Genomic DNA, 19,718 nt, shown 5'->3' with positions numbered 1-19,718 from the left:
AAAACTTTTAAGGCTTACTTATTTGCCAGGCATCTGAGCCTGTTTTCTGATAGTCTTCTTCAGCATCAATTTCAGCCATGTCAGATATTTGTTGTTCCAGTTTATTAAAGTTTAACAGGCGTAAAAGAAAAGCACTCATTAACATCATCAAAGCAAACAACGCAAAAGACACTTCCCAGCTGAAAAAAGATTTCACAGGCGCAATCAGGGAAGCACCAACCATTGAGCCTAATGCGCCAATCGTCATATAAAACGTAAACTGACTCGCTGAAACCTTTTTCGAACAGCACTGCATCGCAATTGCAAATACTCCGATTTTAGCAAAGGCATTTACCCATCTGTAAATGATGATAAAGCTGTATAGAAATGGAACATTGGTCCAATATTCACTTAGAAATACAAGCAATAACGTTTCAAAGAAAATGAAAAATAAATAAGTATAGATCATTCGCTTCTTTCCAAATTTATCTATCAACCAGCCGCCAACCAACATGCCTAATATGCCACCAGTAAGGTCTGCGATGGAAAAGACATGGGAATAATATACATTCGTCCAACCACTTACCTTAACGGCAAAGATGGGAAGTAACTTCTCAAAATAATTGTAAGCGCCCTGAGAGGTAAAAAGCAAAAGACCAAGCAAAAAAGAGTTTTTCAGACTGAAAGCCATATACAATGACTTAACCATCGCCGCCCAGCTATTGATCTGCAGTTTCTCATTGTCTTCATCAGGTGCGCCTGAACTCCATGGGAAAATCCGTTCGGAACTTCGCTCCCGCAATAATAAGGGTACAAAGATGATCAGGCCAATCAGTATCGCAATTACCAATACAGAAATTTTGAAGTTATAATCTGTGAGCAACCAGGTTCCAATGGTGAGTGCAAATGAACTTCCAATCATCCGGGATCCATTCATGTAGGCATTGGTTTTTGCCTGCTCTTCTGCTGGAACGGTATCTACGGCCAACCCGTCAGTAGCCGCATCTTGCGAGGCGCCGAAGATTGAAACGATAAAGCCGCCAATAACCAGCAAATGAACATTATTGAGTGGATCTGGTACAAAAGCAAAGCCAACCATACTCAAAAATAATCCCGTCTGGCAAATAATTACCCAGGGTCTTTTACGTCCCATTGGTAAATAAGTGTAACGATCCATTAATGGCGCAACGAAAAATTTAAAGGTCCATGGGAAGGCACATGCCACATCGAAACTACCAATTTCGACGATGCTTTTATCGTTCATGGCCATCCAGGCTGGAATGCCTATAAACAACATACCCATTGGCAATCCCTCAGCAAAATAAAGGGCGATGAAATTAAAGTACCGCAACACCGCACTGTCAGCCAATGCTGGCAATTTTGTTTTTTTTACGATCTGCATTTAGTTGTAGATGGCTACTTTAGTGAACTGATCTGGCAAAGGTTTTGGAACATTGGGGTTGGTATTGATTTCTGTTTGCGGATAGATAAACCGATTGGGTTTTTTAGACCCTGTTTTTAAAGGCACTGGTAGTTCTACCACTGGCACCCCTGATGAAAGTCTGCGATAATCGTTAAAAACTTCATATTGCATCAATAACGTAATATACCGTTGAGCAATAATTTCGTACAGCAGTGCATACTGCACACTGCCCGATCCTGTTGGATTTGCCAAACCATTTCTATTAAAATCAGACAAGGTATAAGCGTCATATTTTCGCCCAGTGGCAGGCAAGGTTCTGCCATTGAAAACACCACTATTTAATCTGGAGCGTACGTTATTCAGCGCCGCTACAGCTTCATCCAACATACCCAGTCTGGCCTGAGATTCCGCCAGGATCAGTTGGTTTTCATAATAGGTCAAAATCGGGTGAGCGGCATTGGCCACAAAAGCGCCATCAACTGTGTTCGGATCAAGACTACCGGTAGCGGTAATCCCGGTTTTAAAGAAATAGTTATAAATGGCGGTTTCGTCGGTTTTTGTATTTAAAGAATTGATGCGGCTTTTAAGCAGAACCGGCAGATAAGCACCATCAAAACCAGTATCTCCGGTTCGGGAAACTGCAAAAAAATCGTAGTTCTGGTTCATGTCTACACCAATACTGTTTCCGTGAGGTACCAAAGCATCGCCTGCTGTACCGATTCCCAACCTGGCACTTTCTGCTGCAGCGGCATAATTTTTTAAGTGAAGATTCAACCTGGCTTTCAATGTATTTGCGGCTGCTTTCCACTTGGCAACATCCCCTTTATAAATAAAATCTTTTGTTGGAAAAGCTGAGCCAGAGCTAGCTGAAAGATTGCTGATGGCATCATCTAACACATTTAAAAGTGACTTGTAAACATCCTGCTGTGGATCAAAAACTGGTGTTGGAAATCTTTTACCATCAAATGCCTGGCTGTAAGGCACATCACCATACAGATCCGTAACTTTTTGAATGGCGAAAACTTCAAGAATCTGACCTATTCCTTTCCCCCACTTATTGCCTACAGAATCTGCTTTAAGCTGGATCAATCTTGCCTGACCGGCCACAGCATAAATCGTATTCCAGGAGAAGTTTTGGGAAGAAACAATATATTGAGAATAGCCAAGGTGGGCCCTGTTAAGTCCGTTAAGCTGACCCGACCACATGCTTGCAATCCGTACGTCAGTATCTTCATGTAATAGCGAAATGCCCAATAAGGTTCCACTAAAAAGCGTAGGCAGATCGATATTTGTGACTGCATTCGGGTTGTTATTGATATCGGGTTGATCAAATAACTTTTTGCAACCACTAATGGCAATGGTACATCCCATTAAAAGTACATATAAAGTATTTCGTATATATTTCGTTGTCATAAAGGCTTTATTAGTTAGTATTTTACCTGAACTGAAAAGAGAAGAGATTTCGTGTTTGGATTGGTAAACCAATCCTGACCCCGGGCCAAACCTGCACCAGAGATATTAACCTCAGGGTCTGTACCAGTATATTTTGTCCATAAAACAAGATTTCTTCCGGTTACACTTAAATCAATGGAAGAAAGACTGGATAAAAACTTAATTGATTTCACATTAATTGAATATCTCAAGGTTGCTTCGCGAAGTCTTGTAGTACTGGCATCTTCTACAAATTGTTTATAAGAAGCTGAATTGGATGCCGATCCTCTTCCTTGCCACCAGGCCTGGTTAATTGCAACTGGTCCGGCGCCAAAGTCTTTAATCTGTCCCTGAAATGAAGTGCCTGCGGCGATTAAATTACCATTCACATCCTTTAATCCACCTAAAGGTGCAATAACGGTTTGCCCCTGGTCGGCATGGGTACCGATACTATAAAGCGAGCCTCTGGTTCCGTTGAAAAAATCGTTACCCGAGATGCGATCAAAAAGTACAAATAGCGATATATTTTTATAAGAAAAAGTACTTCCTAAACCTCCCTGCCATTTGGGATTGGGATTACCAATAATTTCATTGCTGATACCCGCCTGCGGAAAACCATTAACATCCAGAATATATTTTCCGTTACTGTCTTTTAAAAAATCTGTTGAATAAAATATCCCAAACGGCTGACCTGGAATGAGCGATGCATTCTGCATATAGCTATCCGGCAAAGTATAAACGGTGGCACCTGCCAAAGATTTTACCTCATTTCTGTTCATGGCAAAAGTTGCAGAGATATTCCAACGGAAGGCGCCAATTTTAATGGCATCTCCGTTTACATCTACCTCTAATCCTTTATTGGAAAGCACCGCAGCATTTGCATTTTTGATGGTAAAACCCGTCTCGCTAGGCACATTTAATGGTAGAATTACATCTTTGGTTTGATTGGTATAAGCAGTTGCGGAAACATTTAAGCGGTTATTAAACAATCGTAAATCTAAACCTATTTCACTTTCAGTTTTGCGTTCCGGGCGCAAGTTATCGTTGCCTTCGGTCAAACTTCTTACATAACCTCCGCCATACAGACTGCTCACCGAAGATAAACCACGGGTGAAGGTATCACCATAAATCGCAGGGCTAAAAGTGGTGAAATTAAGATATGGCTGAGGCTGAATTCCTACCTGTCCCCAACTTAGGCGAAGCTTAGCAAAATCAAGAAACGGTATATTATCCAGTCCTTTAATTTTGGTAAGCTGCCAGGCCAATGCTGCAGATGGGAAGAAAAAACTGCTGTTGGCATTGGTACCAAAGGTTGAAGCGCTTTCAGATCTTCCAGAAAGTGTTAAGAATAACATGTCATACGCCTCTACATCTGCCTGCAGGTAATAGGCATAAGTACGGATCAGCGAGCTATAGTTACTTGCAGAAAGGTTCGAATTCAATGCATTGGTTAATATATCTGGGGCTGTAGGTACAATTAGATTGGATATGGCGTCAGATTGTGTGGCTCTTCTTCTGCTGTTGTAATTAACACCAAGCAATAATGTACCGCCAAAATCTTCATTAAATTTTTTATTGGCTGCAGCAAAAAAATCCGTATTAAACTGTTTTTCCGAAATCTGGTTTTTAGATAAAAACCCATTCAAGAACAAGGCGGAATTTCTTGCAAAACGTTCCGTTCGATCATCTACATAATTGTCAATTCCCGAGCGACCGGTAATTGACAGCCATGAAAGCGGCGTTAAACCTAGTTCTACAACACCTGTCAAACGATCAACATTACTACTGTTGCGGTTGTTATTGATGTTCCATACCGGATTGGAATAAATGGTACTTAGATCTTTTCCAAGGGGATTACGGTAAGAAATGTGTGCATTCTGCAACACCTCATTAGCAACATTTGTATAAACTCCCTGGTATAATGCATTATTAAAATCTGCCGGCGTTCTGGTGGCGCCCAACAATAAACCATCTACATTATCACCTTCCTGTACCCTGAATGCCTTTGTTTTCGTATAGCCCAGGTTTACCGATGCTTTGATCCATGAATTGAATTTTGTAGCCGCATTCACTCGGGCCGTATTGCGGTCATACTCACTAAAAGCTTTGATGATTCCATCCTGACTGAGATTGGCATAACTGATAAAAAAATTCGACTTGGCATCTCCGCCACTTAGAGCAAGTGAATTGTCTAGGAAGTGACCAGTCTGAAAAATATCAGCGTACCTGTCAAATACCTCCCGTGAATTTTTTCCTCCATGTGGATTAGCAGCATTTCCAGCAGCAATGGCATACCTTCTTGTTCCATCCTGAAGCAAAGTATAGCCCTGATAACCGCTTGCGCCAGGGTTAGTGATGTAGTTATCAGCTCCGCCTGCCCGGCCTGAGATTAAATCGCCGAAACTCAGTTTATCGCCCTGATTGTAAAATCCAGATGTTCCCTGACCATATGTACTTTGAAGCTCAGGTAACTTATTCACCCTGTCGAGCGATAAGGTAGATTTGAAAGCAATGTTTACCTTTCCATCAGAATTTTTTCCCTTTTTAGTGGTGATGATGATTACTCCGTTTGCGGCCCTGGTTCCCCAAAGTGCCGCAGCTGATGCGCCCTTGAGTACTTCCATACTCTGGATATCTTCCGGATTGATGTCATTAATCCGGGATTGCTGGATAATCCCGTTACCTGCAGCAGTACCAGCATTATCGCTTGAATTACTTACCGGCATCCCGTCCACAATAAATAGCGGTTGGGCATTCCCGTTAATCGTATTCTGCCCCCTGATTTGTATATAACCACCCGAACCCGGATCGCCACCATTTCTGGTAATTAGAACTCCCGAAACTTTACTGCTGATACCTGTTAACAAAGTGGTTTCACCAGAACTGGCAATAGCTGCACCTTTCACCGTAGAAACTGAGGAGCCAAACTTATCCCGCTGGGTTTCTACACCAATGGCATTAATAATTATTTCTGATAATTGTCTAGAATCAGCTTTCAGTAATACATCAATGAAAGTTTTATCATTGATTGCTTCTTTATACGTTAGCATTCCAACTGCTGAAAATATGATTATACCTTCATTAGCAGCACCCGAAATTCGATAATAACCGTTCTTATCTGTTACAGTTATCAAATTGGTTCCCTGTATCTTTACCGTCACACCGGGTAGAACAAAATTGTTCTCTGATTCCTTAACGGTTCCTGATAGAATTCGAGTTTGGGCATAAAGTAAATTGGAAAGCAATAGAGTCAATAAAAATAAATAAAGTAATTTTTTATTCATAAGTAATTAGATAAGGCGCTGGAAGTACCTAAGTTTAAAATTTAAGGGATAAGGGCGGTTAAAAGGGATACAGATTAATACTAATAAAATTAGCCGATACCTCATACACATTTGCTAATTCGAACAAATTTAGCATTTTTTAAATATAAACGTTTAGTGCCAAAGCGGATAATCATACTCCAAATTTTACTAAAAGTGATGTTAAACTAGCGAATGGTAATCTTTATTGATCTAATTATAATAGTTTGGGCAACCTTGTATAAAAACATCCACGTTACACAATAGTATATTTCAAAAGACTCGCTTTTAAAATATCCTCGTCAAGGAAGAAAAGCCAGATAGCAACTTTTAAATTTAAAGAAGCTTCATTTTTATTGTAGCAAATGATTCACCTTCCATAGGCAATATTCAGGCGAAAAAGCCACTAAATCGCAAAAACAAAAACCCTGCAAATCAATGATTTGCAGGGTTTTTGTTTTTTTTTGAATTTTGAATTAATTCCTGTGGAGCCGAAGGGAGTCGAACCCTTGTCCAGTTGTGAGATAACCTATACCTTCTACATGCTTATTTTTCAATTAATTTTCGGGAAATAAACGGGCTGAAAACCGACCTTATTTAAATCCTTAGATGCTTCATCTCACTTCAAATCGCATCGCTTTGAAGCCAGCTTTGTTGTTTCGATGCCCCGGATTCTAACCCAACAATGCAGCAGTTAGAGGGACAAAAGCTATGCTAGTTCTAAACTAGGCAGCTAAGGCGTAAGTATTTTCGCCAACTAAAATGTGAACGTTCACTTTAAGTGCTCTCCGTACAACGCACTGCATGCTAACATAACCTTCGCCACCCTGTCAAATCCAAGAACGGCCCCAGTTTCCATTAAATGTTTATTACACGTAACAGAACAACAAATATACAAAAAACAAGCCAAAGCCAACCAATTATCCACGATTTATCGATAAAATGGCTCAAAACGAAAAAAAACCATCCTAACGAATGGCTTTCAAAAAATCGATCTTTAAAAAAATATCTTATTAGTAACCTCTTACTTAGCAAGTTGTACCAACGATTGAAGCGTTTGTTTTTCAATCGTTTTATCAATGTTTGGCTGGCGCATTTTCGAAATATTTGTTTCAACTGAAAATGATGGATTTTCTGCTTTTGTTAAAGCAGCGATATCTCTAAGTGTAGTGTTAAAAATCTTCAATGAAGAAATAAATTGCTTATCTAAAAATTTAACCTCCTGAACATCAGCATTCGGAGTTAAATAAGTCATATTTGATTTTTGAGCGTAATAAAACTGAACCCGATCAAGGAAAACTAATTTTTTAGTGATTTGTGCAAGCACTTCTTTAGAAAGAACTAAACCTTTAATTGCCAATACTTCATTATCTCTGATGATAAAGTCAAGGCCATTAAATTTAATGGTAGTTTGATGATCTCTGTCAATAATGTATTCTGCCTGTGGAAGTGCTACAACTTCATTAGATTTATTTAAACTTTTGGTAAAAGCATCTCTTTGATTAAGTAATTTCTCAATAAGATTATTGCCATCAATGATAGTCGATACCTCAGCTAATGGTGTATGATTTACATTACGAATCTGCTGACCGAAAGTATTAACTGAAGCGGATAAAACTGAGAGCAAAACTGAGAGAAAGAAAGCAATTGATGGGACGATTTTCATTTATTTTAAGTTTCGACAAAGATAGGAATACAAAATCCAAATATGAACAGGTTGTATGTTTAATATTACAATTTTGAAGACAAAATGAAATATTTGTGTTGACAATAATCAAACTCACTGTCTTATCACTAATACAATATCTGATAATTTGTAATAAACAATCATGAATGGCTTTGTTTACAGATTGCGTCCCTAATTAATTTCTCCATAATCCATTTGAAATTATCTTGGCTCTAGTAATTGTTGAACCAAACCGTGACACTTCACAAGATGTTGAAAACATCCTGAAATAAGTTATCATTCTTGTATTACTTTTGCCAGCAATGTCTTCTAACTATAAAATACGCTATCTTTTCGAAAACGCGGATACCCTGATTATGGAAATTCAGCGACTTGATCTTTCTGATGATGCTGACGTTTCACAGATTTACCATTGGTTATATTTTGATAGACTTACCTCTTCTATGGTTAAACTTTGGTTTAGGTCAATGGATTCATCAGCAGAAATAGAGGAGAGATATTTTGAGCAAGGCTACCTGAAATTCAGTGATACTGAAGCAACCTTTATTGAGAAGTACAATTCTTCGCAACATCGCCTGGTTAATCATAGTAAAAAGGAATGTAGCGAGGAAACACGCGATCTCATATCGGAATATCTGAAACAACCGAATTAAATTAAAAAAGCCCTTCAATCCTGAAAGGGCTTTTTTAGTTGTCTATCCCTATATGTTAGGAACACAAATTTATATATTGGCTTTAACATTTCTGCCGCTTGAATAAACTGAACAGAATATAATTAATAGCTGGTAAAATGAATAATAGAGAACAATAGCTAACACCTTATTTATGAGTGCGTTGATAGGCTAATTGCATCAGCTCCAGTGCCTTTTTCACATCAGCGTGAGCTTTAATCTGAAAGCTTACCCATCCGGATTTAATAAACACATGATGTTCAGATGCCCTGCCATCAGCGATCAGTTCCGCCTTCAGTTTTCTATTGAATAAGATATCTAAGACACCATTACTATGCAGATGCCCCAATTCCTTATGCTGAAAATTAAATTGCGTTCCTCCAAATTTATGTAATTGAATAGTTGTTCCCTCCCACTTTGATATTTCTTCTTCCAATTCATCGAACCAATTCAGCTTTTCAGGCTGAAAAACGATTAAATGAAGCTTCAATAAACTATCGTAAACTAAAGCAAGCAAAGGAATCGATTTTAAAAAACCGAGGTATTTAACCACAAACCGAAATATCACTTCTCGCTTAAAATTTTGATATGATCCATCACCCGCAAGTGAACATTTCTTGTAACGCTTTCTGCCCAGAGATCATAATACCAAACCGGGAAAACATGAAGTTTGTACCAGCTGTTACCAATTAGTGTGGTGGTACCGTTTCCATTATCTTTTAAAATAAACTGTCCTCTATCGATATCAATATGCCCCATAATTTCAGGATCTTTAGGCTGGTTAATAATATCGAAGGTTAGGTTTTTATTCACATCAAACACTACAATTTTTTCATCAAAAGTGTAACCATTGCTAAATATACATTTTCTACCTGCGCCAATTTTATTCGCGGTAACGGTGGTTTGCATCGGGCTTGGCATCCCAACTTTAAATAACCAATACTGATCCGGAGCTTTAATTTTCTCGAAGGCAACAACGTTTTTCCATATTTTATCAGGCTTTGCATTAATAATCAATTCATCAGATACCATATTCTCATAATGATGTTCGGAAATTGAATCGACAATAAATATTGCCAGCAACAAAGTAACGAAGCTTACATTTAAAGTTTTATGATTTCTATTGAACATGGCTTTGCCTAAAAAAGCGCCTGTAATTACAAAAGCGAAAATGAGCGGCGATACAATAATCAGGCAAATGCTCCCTTCTCCTAAAAAAATGAAGCTCAACAAAATTGCAACCACACCATTTAAAATGGAATAGCCAACTAAACTCCCGCTTTTTAGCTTCAGCTCCTTCCAAAACCAAGAACTCATTATCCCCATCAAAATAGGCAGAATCACAAATTCAGAAAAAACGAGCATTCCCCCGCTCAAAGGGTTAATCATTTTATTGATTCCAATTATGGATAGTACAATGAAATTTGGAATGATGAAACCTAATAGCCGTTTGTTTAAAAATGTTTTCATATTGCATTAATTTATGAACAAACATAATTACAATATCTTAAACTTTCAAAATTTACTGAAAATAAAATATTAAAACAAAATATTGCTTTTGCAGCTAAATTTTATCTTCAACTACTCTACCCCTTTTGCAGAAGTCTGGATCCGGTAAATAGATTTAGACGCAGTAATGAAAAGAACATCTTTATTTTTACCGCCGAAACAAATATTTCCACACCATTCTTCCGGAACATCAATGTGGCCAATTTTTTCACCAGTTGGTTTATAGATGGTTACACCCTTGCCCGTAAGATAAATATTTCCATTGCTGTCTAAGGTCATTCCATCAGAGTGCTGAGAACAAATGGTTTGTCTATTAGTTAGCGTAGCATCAACATTAATCTGGTAACGATAGGTTTTATTAGCATCCATATCTGCAACATATAGAAATTTTCCATCTGGTGTACCTACAATCCCATTTGGTTTAATTACATCATCTGCAACAATGATGGCAGTTTTTTTTCCCTTTGGAAGATAATAAACGCGTTGTTTTTCAATTTCGGCTTTTTGCCTTGTCCAGTAATCTCGTTGGTAATAAGGGTCGGTAAAGTAAATGCCACCTTTTGCATCCAACCAAAGATCATTCGGGCCGTTAACTTTCTTGCCCTCGAAATCAGAAAATAGAACTTTTATCTTTTTGTGTTGATCAATAGACCAGATCTGATTTTGCTCATCGGCGCAAACAATAAGATTACCTTTTCTATCGAAATAAGTTCCGTTTGCCCTGCCCGATTGATCCAGATACAAACTCAGCTTTCCATCTGTGCCATACTTCCAAATCTGATTGTTCGGCTGATCGGTAAAAAAGACATTACCTTCCTTGTCTACAGAAGCGCCTTCAGTAAATTTAAACTGTGAGGAAATGAGTTTTAAACTATCCTGGACGAAAATTGGACTTTGCGCATTACACAACAAACAAATTAAACTTAAAATAGAAAGCAAAAAACACTTTTTCATTAATTGATATTTGGCTTGTGAGGTGAAAATTATACTTTAGGATTGAAAGCGAACGTTGTTTCAGCAATGCCCATTAACTTACACGCTTTCCTTTTAACAACATATTCAATGCATCATCCAGGGTACCTGCTTTTTGTACTTCGCCCTCATTCACAAAATAAATTTCATCAGCGTTTTCAATGGTATTCAGGCGGTGTGCAATAATCACCAGCGTTGTCTCTTTCGATAATTTATTTAATATACTGGTTAACAATTGCTCGGTGATGGTGTCGATATTTGCAGTAGCTTCATCTAGAATCAATAATTCAGGATTACGTAACACAGCTCTCATGAAAGCAATTAACTGCTTTTGCCCTAAACTGATACTATCAGAAGCTGAAGTGATCGGTGTTTTCAATCCCTCATCAAAAATCGCTAACAATGCATCAAGATGGGCATCGTTTATTATTTGAGTTAATTCTTCATCGGTTACATTTTTATACTGGCTGTTTCCGTACAGAATATTGTCTTTTACTGTGCCTGAAAAAAGAAATGGCTCCTGTAAGATAAAGCCTATTTTCTGCGTACGCTCTTCAGCACTAAAGGAACGAATATCTTTTCCATTTAAAAAAACTGTGCCTTTGGTTGCATCATACAAGCGGGAAATTAAGGAGGCAGTGGTTGTTTTGCCACCACCTGTCGGGCCGATTAAAGCATAAGTTTTTCCTTTTTCGAATTTTAGATTGATGTTGTGCAAAATCTCCTTCGAATCATCATAAGAAAAATGAACGTTTCGGAATTCTAATAAAGAATCAGATTTGATTGGGTCATCACCATCAACCTGAGCGAGATCACTTTGTAATAAAAGGATTTGTGAAATCCTGTCCCAGCTGGCCATAGCCACCTGAAAACTCGTCCACAATGCAGCCAACTGCCTTAACGGATTATAAAAATTGGTAGCATAGGAAATGTAACTCACCAATAAACCCAGAGAGAACTGATTGATGGAGATAAGATAAATCCCGAAAAGCAAAACAATTAATTGTGCGGCGCCTGAAAGCAAGCCATAAACAGGAACAAAAATATTATTAGCCAAACCAGCACCTATCGCTGTTTTGTAGTTTTCTCTGTTGGCTTCATCGAAACGTTTTCTAAAATAATCGCGGCGGTTAAAGGCAATAATTACTTTAAAGTTGTTTAAACTTTCCTGAATTTCAGCACTCATGCCGCCCACACTTTTTAGGTTTTTAGCATTTTTCGCCTTAACCCAGGGAGATAATGCCATGGTAAAAATGACAATAACCACAGCTGGTGATAATGCCGCAGCGCCGAGTTCAAAATTAATGGTTAATAAAAAAAAGCCGGCTCCAATCATGGTGACGATACTGCCAATAAATTGCATCAGCGACTGTGAAAAAAACTGGTTCAGCTTATCGGTATCGTTGTTTACCCGTGAGATTAAATCACCTGCCTTATTCTGATTAAAAAATGAAACAGGTAGTTCTTGTAGCTTGTTAAAAATTGCATTTCGTAAAGTATAAAGCATCCTTTGCCCGATACCGCCCATCATTTTCGTTTGAATATAACCCGTAACCATGGCAATGATATACATCACGAGTATAATTCCGGCAAACATGAGCACGCCATTAAATTGCTTGGTACGAATGTAGGCATCAATGGTATGACCGATTAAAAGTGGTCCGAGCAAGAGCAAACCTGAGTTTAATAAAATGGCTATGAGTGCTAACCAGAGGTTTCTTCGCTCTGCAGAAATGAGTTGAAGCAATCTCTTAAGCGCCTGATAGGTGGATTGCTTTTCCTCCTTTTGAGTAAGCTGGTTAAGATTGTAGTTCATAATTGCTGGTGCTCTGTTGTGAATTGTAAATTTGAACATACTCCGGACTGCTTTTTAACAATTCCTGGTGTGTTCCCGAAGCAATAATTTCGCCCTGCATCAGCAAGATCACCTGATCGTAATTTTCAACAGATGCTATCTTTTGAGTAACTGATAATAAAGTAAGATCTGGATAGTTCTTTTGGATATTCTCCAAAATTCGTTTCTCGGTATTGGTATCTACACGTGCCGTAAAATCATCCAGTAATAAAATTTTTGGATTTACAGCCAAAGCCCTGGCCAACATGATACGTTGTTTCTGTCCACCCGAAAGGCTGTTGCCACGTTCAGAAACGATGGTATTTAGTTTTTCCGGAAGCTGATCAACAAAGTCTTTTAACTCTGCCGTCTGAATGGCTTTTGCCAGCGATTCATCAGTTACGGTATCGCTAAAGGCAATATTTTCGCGGATACTCATGTTAAACATAATACTATCCTGAAAAACAAAACCCACCTGCCGGTGAAAATCTTCCTGTTGATATTGATTGATTTCTTTTTCATCAAACAGAATTTCACCACTATCGAGCGGAATCAAACCTGTTAAGATATAAAGCAACTGGGTTTTTCCAGCAGCTGTAGGGCCGATGATCGCAGTTTTAGAACCCGCTTTGGCAGTAAATGAGATATTTTTTAGTATTGGCTTTTGCCCAATGGTTAATGATATTTGTTTAGCTTCAACATTACCTGTCAGTTCATCTTTTAAAGTTCCGGGGTGTTTAATTTCGGGTGCGTTTAACACACTTTCAATCCGTTGATAGGATGCCGTGGCCTGTGCAATCACATTACTCATAAAACCAATAACCAAGATCGGAAAAATAATCAGCGAGAGGTAACTGCTGAAAGCGGTGAATTCACCCAAAGTCATGCTATCGGTAATAACGAAATGACCTCCAAGTACCAGGATGGATAATCCGGCCAGGTTGGCGACGAAAACAATTATCGGAATTAAACCTGCAAACAAACGAAGAATAGACAATCCTAAATCTCTGGCTTTTGCATTTGCATCTAAAAATTTATTGTATTCGAGCTGTTGCGAATTAATTACCCGAATAATTGCGGAGCCTAAAATGCTTTCGCTGATTACCTTGTTTAACCAGTCGATAACTTCGCGGCTTTTGATAAACAAAACCCTCACCTTTTTCAATACGAAGAAAAATGCCCCTCCAATAATCGGAACGATCGCAATGATGCAGAGAGCGAGTTTCCAGTTGATCATGAGCAGCAAAATGCTGGCACCAACAATTAAAAATATAGATGAGGCCAGAGAAACAATTGCCTGCGAAACAAAAAGTTTAATGGAATCCGCATCGGAAGTAAGGTTGGTAAGCAGTTTTGATGGATTGGCCTGAATAATGTAGGCATGGCTCTGACGCGAAATCTGGTCTGACAGTTTGGTTCTGAGGTCTCTGGCTACACGTTCAGATGCATAAGTTTGCACAATGCTCTGCAAATAAGTGAAAATAAAAACCAGCACAATTGCCAACGCAAACTGAAATAAAATTGAATTTAAATCAAACGTTTTGTTGGTATATGAATCAATTCCGTGGGCAATGATTTTGGGTAATAACAGGTTGATGCCATTACTTAATAGAGCAAACAAAATCAATAAAAAAATTAAGCCTTTATAGGATGCAAGTAAGCTAAAAACACTTGGTTTTTTAGCTTCTTTGGGTTTTGCCATGTGATGATATGAACTTTGTAAACATCAAATTTAACCCAATTATCTGATAGATGGGAGGTTTATTTTTATTTATTAACCACAGTTGCGAACAGATAAACACAGATTGATAGGAATGTAAAATTGCGATAACATAAATATCTTAGATGTAAGCAGTGCCTAAAAAGAGCGGTGCTTGCCATTTGCACTAGCCTTTGTTAATAAACGGGATGGCAGCGATATCCTTTTATTGGTTTTACCAATAAAAGATTTAGCGAACGGCCCGACTGAACTCACCGATGAAATGCCGCAGCACCTTTCCAAATAATTAAAAATAGATTACGGACAAACATTGCTACCTTTGTAACATAGCCATTGAAGAAAATGGTTCCCACACGATGATTGAAATAGGAAAATACAACGAATTAAGGGTTTTAAGCAAAACTGAAGCTGGCTTAAATTTAACCGATGGCGATAAACTGGTCATTTTGCCGTACCAATATGTACCACAAGGACTGGAAATTGGAGATAACGTAAGCGTTTTTGTGTACATCCAGAAAGACGGTCGTTTAACCGGAACTACCCAAAAAGCTTATGCCGAGGTAGGCGATTTTGCTTTCTTGAAAGTGGTTTCTGATGGTGATGATGGCACCTATATTGATTTAGGTATTGATAAAGATGTTTACGTACCCACCAAAGAACAAAAAAGGCCCATGCAAAAAGGCTACAAATATGTGGTGTATTTGTATTTAGATGAAAATAGCGACCGCCTATTGGCTTCATCTAAATTATACGATTTTGTTGAAGAGGAAGATTTTGATTTTGAGGAAGGTGATGAGGTAAGTTTGTTGATTACCGAAGAAACGGATTTAGGCTTTAATGCAATTATAAACAACACTTACATTGGTTTGCTTTACCACAATGAGGTTTTTGATAACATTCAGGTTGGCGATCAACGTAAAGGCTGGATTAAAAAAATCCGAGTAGAAGGCAAAATCGATTTAACTTTACAACCTAGTGGTTATGGCCACATTTTAGATTCGAAAGAAATGATTTTGGCAGCCCTGAAAAAAAGCGGTGGCGTAATTGAGTTGGGTGATAAAAGTTCTCCTGAAGAAATTTATCATCGTTTCCAGATTAGCAAAAGTGCATTCAAAAAAACGATTGGTTCTTTGTACAAAGAGCGCCTAATTGTGCTTTCTGATGATTCGATAAGGTTGTTAACCGATGATGACGCAGAATAAATACGTATACTTTCAAACCATATAAGACATTCGGATTCAGATGTCTTATATGGCGAGTTAACGGCTTAAACCTAATTTAAGTTAAACTTATCATTTTGAATTTTCACCATATTTGAAGCTGAGATAATCGACACAATCATGATACCGATGATTACGGCTAAAATGCCCTGAAAAGTAGAATAAATTTTAGTTCCTGACACGAATATTTTTGAATCCTTAATTAACTCATCACCTACTTTCGATTGGATTTTAATTAATGCTGAAAGTTTTGCGAGTGTTTGTTTTGAAGCATTTCTTCCAAGCGTTTCATAAATTTCTTTTCCTTCGCTTTCGGCTAAACTTAATATTTTATGCTCCAACTGCTGTTGAGCACTTAAAGCAATTTTCAAATCATCAAGAAAAGTTTTTTCTTGTTTCACCAGCAACGTTAATTCATACTTATTAATTACCGAATCGATTTTTTGATTGTGGCTGTCGATTTTTGATAGGCTAGCCGATGGGTGAAATTTATTACCTGCCAAAGCATCTTGCAGGATTGCATTTTTATGATAGAGGTTTTCAGCAATGAAATATAAATCCGTTGCCGGAATTAACCGATCGTTGTACATCGAAATAAACGATTCGTTTATTTTAGTTACGCTCTTATCTTCCAGAAAACGTATAAGCAACGTACAGCACATGATACAGAACAGCAAAAAAGCAATTTTCAGTTTATTTTTAAGACTAAATGCGAATTTCATAGGGTTATTTGGTTAGCTATTCAAGATAAGAATTTTATATTTAGCACACTCACGCTATTCAGGATCTTCGGGATCAACATCTTCAACTTGTTTAAAATATGCTCATATCTTTAATGCTGTGTTCACAATTAGTGTTATTTTATCAGGAAAAAGATTCCGTGTAAATCCGTGTTTCCGTGGCAAAGTTTAGGCTTTAAAAATAATCTGCCTGAGCCGTTTTGGCAAACAGCTGTGGCGCAAAGTTTACCAGGTAAAGTTCCTTTTTGGCTCGGGTAACGGCGGTATACAACCAGCGGAGAAAATCCAGATCAATCATCTCTTCCGTTAGGTAGCCTTGGTCGGCAAATACAGCATCCCATTGCCCGCCCTGTGCTTTATGGCAGGTAACCGCATACGCGAATTTGATTTGTAAAGCGTTATAAAACGGATCGGCTTTGATGGCCAGCATTCGTTCACGCTTGTTGGCAATGTGCTCGTAATCCTCATTTAAACCATCGAAAAGTTTTTTATTTTGCTCATAAGGCAGGTTTGCCGATTCCAGATTCAAAGTATCCAACATTACCTTACAACTAATTTGCCCCGCAGCCGGAAAATCTAAAAACTCCAGCGTGGCATCGGCAAAACGAAAACCATAACGTTCCTCTTCACCACGAACGCGAATAACTTTGGCCATATCGCCGTTGGCAATAAAAGCGGTTTCCTCATTTTCGGGCAACCAAAAATAATTGTTCCGAACCACCATAATCTGGTCGCCACCGGTTAATTCTTCCTCCCGGTATAACAATCTCGCCCTGATTTGCTGATTGTAAATATTTGCAGATTTATTTGAACGGCAAACCACCAAGGTATTTTCTATTCCAAATTTTCGGTAGGCATATTCAAGCCCTTCAACCAGCCGGGCGCCGGCCATATTGTAAATATCCTGGTAACTTTTAGTTAGAAATTTAGGCAACGGATTTTCGGGATTTTTAGCAATCTGATTCCTTAACATGGTCGCATTAGCCAAAATCCCCGATTTTTTCTCCTGCCGAACCACTTCCTTTAACTCTACAGAAGTTATCGTTAGCGCAAATTTATCTTTCAAATATTGTTCATTCAGCGCCGGGCTATCCAAGCTCCCAACTGGCGGCAACTGTGCCGTATCGCCCACAAAAAGTAAAAAACAATTTTTAGTGTTGTATACAAATTCCAGCAAATCCCTTAAAATTGAAGAGCCCGTTTCGTTAAACTCATCGGCAATCATCGAGGCCTCATCAATAATGAAAAGCGTATTTTCTGATAAATTTGGCGCAATTTGAAACTGCATTTCCGGCGATGCAGCCGACCGTTTCCGGTAAATTCTTTTGTGAATGGTTAAGGCCTTCCGCTGTGCATACTGACTCATCACTTTAGCCGCCCGCCCTGTCGGCGCCAGTAGTTCGCTTTTTAAACCAAATTTACCCAATACCTTCACCAACGCCGCTACCGAGGTGGTTTTACCCGTACCTGCGTAGCCTTTTAAAACAAAACACCTGTATTCGTCGTCCTCCTGCAAAAACCTCGACATCCGCTCGCAAAAAAGCAATTGCTCTTTAGTGGGCATGTGTTCATAAGCTTCGGCTATTATATGAGTTTTGTTAAGGTACATGTATGGTGAATGGTTTTATTGGTAAATTGTTTTGAAAAGCGCCTGTATTAATTATTAGAAAAGCAATTGCTGCAATCATCGGCTGCAGCAGTCCGTCTTTCCGCTATATTTTTTGTTGCCCTTCTGCTACGCTCCAGATCGCAACAAAAAGATGCCGCTGCAATACGGTTTAGCATGCAAAGATAGCAGCTCTTTTTATTGTCAGCTCCTGCGAAATGGCTAAATGAATGAAGTCTGCGGCAACACAGCTTAACAATCGAACCATCAGACAATAGAACAATTTATGTTACAATAACAATGTTTCAATCCGATGTGCCATAACCATTTTCTGCTGTTTACTCCAGCTAAAAATGGTAAAATGCCCATCCTGCGATGCAACCAAACCAATTGCCTGCGGCTGGTCGTTAACGAATTGTGCTACTGAAAAATGCCTTGTTCCGCCCAATTGCCCAGGATACAAAATCTTATCTTCGCCACCCACAATTGGTTCCGAGAATGCAATTTGTTCAACCGTTGGTTTCCCTTTCGCTCGTCCAATCTTCGCACCAAAAGCAATCAAATCAAATTCTTCATTAATAATGGTAGCACCATCAACAGCAGTTAAGCCGGCAAGATGCTCCACCTCTCTACGCAAAGCACCTTGAGAAAAAATTTCACTCTGGTTACCACTCTGTTTTGCCAGATTTGATAGTCCACAAAACGGAGGTTCTACCAAGTATTGTATCGGATGAATAATCGACTCTTCCCACTTGGTATCATTTTTTGGTACTATTAATAATGCACCACCTCGCCCATGGCTACGCATGGAAACAGAAAACTGGATTAAAATATTAATCGGATCGTTCCAACTTGCCAGCACTGTTAAATCGAGCAACGCCTTTAAAATCGGCGGACAATCGCGGTTTCCGCATGAAGTATCGTCTACAATTCTAATCTGCTCTCCTTTTAGTACAGCAACATTGGTATATTTTCCGATGCCATAAATCCGGCGGTGTTTAATTACAATCAGCCCGGGTTCCGAAACATCTACAACGAAGCAAAAGTTGGGAATATTTAAGGTAGTGCCCCAAATATACAGTTCACCATCTTCTTCCCAAACGCCCAGGTGAATTCCCGAACGCTCAATACCAGGTGCTATTTTAGTTAGTGTATTGGCATTTAGCGGCAAAGGTTTGGCAAATTTTAACGGTTTCGAGGTTTGCGAGGGCGGTAAAAAAGCAATAGAAATGCGAGGTGAATGCCCCTCCTCTTTCCGCAAGCTACTCCAAAAAGCAACATCAATCAGCGCCTCTATGGTTTTCTTCTCGGGTTGCGTAGCCAAATCTAACTCTCCTTGCGCCTTTGCATTTGCATGTAATTTAACAAAATGTTGCTCAATTTTAGCTGCAACTGTGTTTGCTGCTTTATAAGTAGGCTTGTAACTCATGTTTCGAATTTAAGCTGAATATTTCAAATTTCAGATAAAGGAAAGGTATGATTTTGGTAAAAAGATTGGGTTTGATTTAACTGCAAAGAACACAAGAGAATTGATCACCAACGAGGCACAAAGACCACAATGTATATTATCTTTTTATTTGCGGCCTACGCCAGTTGATCCTTTCCACCTGGCATCCTTTGCGAA

At 38.7% G+C, this 19,718-nt stretch carries 15 protein-coding genes and 1 other RNA gene; 3 read left to right on the top strand and 13 right to left on the bottom strand.

Annotated elements, in window-relative coordinates; all coding sequences use genetic code 11:
* Positions 1-7: 7 nt before the first annotated feature.
* The 5 genes from R2Q70_RS05010 to R2Q70_RS04990 all read right to left on the bottom strand — a co-directional run bounded on the left by R2Q70_RS05010 (position 8) and on the right by R2Q70_RS04990 (position 7,801).
* Positions 8-1,381 (bottom strand): MFS transporter, encoded by a 1,374-nt coding sequence (locus R2Q70_RS05010; RefSeq protein ID WP_316806555.1) that lies wholly within the window; start codon positions 1,379-1,381, stop codon positions 8-10.
* Entirely contained in the window at positions 1,382-2,815 is a 1,434-nt protein-coding gene (locus R2Q70_RS05005) for a SusD/RagB family nutrient-binding outer membrane lipoprotein (protein WP_316806554.1), read from the bottom strand.
* A 14-nt stretch (positions 2,816-2,829) separates the two neighbouring features.
* Positions 2,830-6,117 (bottom strand): SusC/RagA family TonB-linked outer membrane protein, encoded by a 3,288-nt coding sequence (locus R2Q70_RS05000; protein ID WP_316806553.1) that lies wholly within the window; start codon positions 6,115-6,117, stop codon positions 2,830-2,832.
* A gap of 501 nt (positions 6,118-6,618) precedes the next feature.
* Positions 6,619-6,985, bottom strand: a transfer-messenger RNA (tmRNA) gene (ssrA, locus tag R2Q70_RS04995).
* Positions 6,986-7,159: 174 nt separating this feature from the next.
* The gene (locus tag R2Q70_RS04990) at positions 7,160-7,801 is read right to left on the bottom strand and encodes a hypothetical protein (protein WP_316806552.1); all 642 of its coding nucleotides are present in this window, start codon (positions 7,799-7,801) and stop codon (positions 7,160-7,162) included.
* A gap of 323 nt (positions 7,802-8,124) precedes the next feature.
* Between R2Q70_RS04990 and R2Q70_RS04985 the strand changes: the two genes are divergently transcribed.
* Positions 8,125-8,475 carry a hypothetical protein gene (locus R2Q70_RS04985; protein WP_316806551.1) on the top strand — a complete coding sequence of 117 codons (351 nt, stop codon included), beginning with the start codon at positions 8,125-8,127 and terminating at the stop codon, positions 8,473-8,475.
* Positions 8,476-8,641: 166 nt separating this feature from the next.
* Here R2Q70_RS04985 and R2Q70_RS04980 read toward each other — a convergent pair whose 3' ends face one another.
* The 5 genes from R2Q70_RS04980 to R2Q70_RS04960 form a co-directional block, all read right to left on the bottom strand.
* Positions 8,642-9,010: a luciferase family protein gene (locus R2Q70_RS04980; protein WP_316806550.1), complete on the bottom strand. Its 369-nt coding sequence runs from the start codon at positions 9,008-9,010 to the stop codon at positions 8,642-8,644.
* A 47-nt stretch (positions 9,011-9,057) separates the two neighbouring features.
* A complete protein-coding gene (locus R2Q70_RS04975; protein ID WP_316806549.1) occupies positions 9,058-9,963 on the bottom strand; it encodes a hypothetical protein in 906 nt (301 codons plus the stop codon).
* A 111-nt stretch (positions 9,964-10,074) separates the two neighbouring features.
* A complete protein-coding gene (locus R2Q70_RS04970; protein WP_316806548.1) occupies positions 10,075-10,956 on the bottom strand; it encodes an SMP-30/gluconolactonase/LRE family protein in 882 nt (293 codons plus the stop codon).
* A gap of 73 nt (positions 10,957-11,029) precedes the next feature.
* Positions 11,030-12,829: an ABC transporter ATP-binding protein gene (locus tag R2Q70_RS04965; protein ID WP_316806547.1), complete on the bottom strand. Its 1,800-nt coding sequence runs from the start codon at positions 12,827-12,829 to the stop codon at positions 11,030-11,032.
* Positions 12,774-14,510, bottom strand: a complete 1,737-nt coding sequence (locus R2Q70_RS04960) for an ABC transporter ATP-binding protein (RefSeq protein ID WP_316806546.1) — start codon at positions 14,508-14,510, stop codon at positions 12,774-12,776. Before R2Q70_RS04960 ends, R2Q70_RS04965 begins: the two co-directional genes overlap by 56 nt.
* Before the next feature lie 172 nt (positions 14,511-14,682).
* On the opposite strand from R2Q70_RS04960, the gene R2Q70_RS04955 reads away from it, so the two are divergent.
* Positions 14,683-14,814, top strand: coding sequence for a hypothetical protein (locus R2Q70_RS04955; RefSeq protein WP_316806545.1), 132 nt, complete (start codon positions 14,683-14,685; stop codon positions 14,812-14,814).
* A 70-nt stretch (positions 14,815-14,884) separates the two neighbouring features.
* On the top strand, positions 14,885-15,730 hold the full coding sequence (locus tag R2Q70_RS04950; RefSeq protein ID WP_316806544.1) for a S1 RNA-binding domain-containing protein: 846 nt from the start codon (positions 14,885-14,887) through the stop codon (positions 15,728-15,730).
* Between the two features lie 71 nt (positions 15,731-15,801).
* Here the strand turns inward: R2Q70_RS04950 and R2Q70_RS04945 are convergent, their stop codons facing one another.
* The 3 genes from R2Q70_RS04945 to R2Q70_RS04935 all read right to left on the bottom strand — a co-directional run bounded on the left by R2Q70_RS04945 (position 15,802) and on the right by R2Q70_RS04935 (position 19,523).
* The gene (locus tag R2Q70_RS04945; protein WP_316806543.1) at positions 15,802-16,470 is read right to left on the bottom strand and encodes an MCP four helix bundle domain-containing protein; all 669 of its coding nucleotides are present in this window, start codon (positions 16,468-16,470) and stop codon (positions 15,802-15,804) included.
* 193 nt (positions 16,471-16,663) lie between these two features.
* On the bottom strand, positions 16,664-18,097 hold the full coding sequence (locus tag R2Q70_RS04940) for an ATP-dependent RecD-like DNA helicase (RefSeq protein ID WP_316806542.1): 1,434 nt from the start codon (positions 18,095-18,097) through the stop codon (positions 16,664-16,666).
* A 286-nt stretch (positions 18,098-18,383) separates the two neighbouring features.
* Positions 18,384-19,523, bottom strand: coding sequence for a putative sensor domain DACNV-containing protein (locus R2Q70_RS04935; RefSeq protein WP_316806541.1), 1,140 nt, complete (start codon positions 19,521-19,523; stop codon positions 18,384-18,386).
* Positions 19,524-19,718 lie beyond the last annotated feature (195 nt).

Origin of the sequence: Pedobacter agri (assembly GCF_032678665.1) — a bacterium.
Lineage (GTDB): Bacteria > Bacteroidota > Bacteroidia > Sphingobacteriales > Sphingobacteriaceae > Pedobacter > Pedobacter agri_A.
Note: the sequence above shows the minus strand (reverse complement) of the source record. Positions and strands in the feature narration are given on the sequence as shown.

Bases quoted from the DNA above. Each gene is read 5' to 3' on its own strand.
- R2Q70_RS05000 (WP_316806553.1), bottom strand. From the start codon at position 6,117: ATGAATAAAAAATTACTTTATTTATTTTTATTGACTCTATTGCTTTCC.
- R2Q70_RS04990 (WP_316806552.1), bottom strand. From the start codon at position 7,801: ATGAAAATCGTCCCATCAATTGCTTTCTTTCTCTCAGTTTTGCTCTCA.
- R2Q70_RS04985 (WP_316806551.1), top strand. From the start codon at position 8,125: ATGTCTTCTAACTATAAAATACGCTATCTTTTCGAAAACGCGGATACC.
- R2Q70_RS05010 (WP_316806555.1), bottom strand. From the start codon at position 1,381: ATGCAGATCGTAAAAAAAACAAAATTGCCAGCATTGGCTGACAGTGCG.
- R2Q70_RS05005 (WP_316806554.1), bottom strand. From the start codon at position 2,815: ATGACAACGAAATATATACGAAATACTTTATATGTACTTTTAATGGGA.
- R2Q70_RS04940 (WP_316806542.1), bottom strand. From the start codon at position 18,097: ATGTACCTTAACAAAACTCATATAATAGCCGAAGCTTATGAACACATG.
- R2Q70_RS04975 (WP_316806549.1), bottom strand. From the start codon at position 9,963: ATGAAAACATTTTTAAACAAACGGCTATTAGGTTTCATCATTCCAAAT.
- R2Q70_RS04965 (WP_316806547.1), bottom strand. From the start codon at position 12,829: ATGTTCAAATTTACAATTCACAACAGAGCACCAGCAATTATGAACTAC.
- R2Q70_RS04950 (WP_316806544.1), top strand. From the start codon at position 14,885: ATGATTGAAATAGGAAAATACAACGAATTAAGGGTTTTAAGCAAAACT.
- R2Q70_RS04970 (WP_316806548.1), bottom strand. From the start codon at position 10,956: ATGAAAAAGTGTTTTTTGCTTTCTATTTTAAGTTTAATTTGTTTGTTG.
- R2Q70_RS04935 (WP_316806541.1), bottom strand. From the start codon at position 19,523: ATGAGTTACAAGCCTACTTATAAAGCAGCAAACACAGTTGCAGCTAAA.
- R2Q70_RS04960 (WP_316806546.1), bottom strand. From the start codon at position 14,510: ATGGCAAAACCCAAAGAAGCTAAAAAACCAAGTGTTTTTAGCTTACTT.
- R2Q70_RS04945 (WP_316806543.1), bottom strand. From the start codon at position 16,470: ATGAAATTCGCATTTAGTCTTAAAAATAAACTGAAAATTGCTTTTTTG.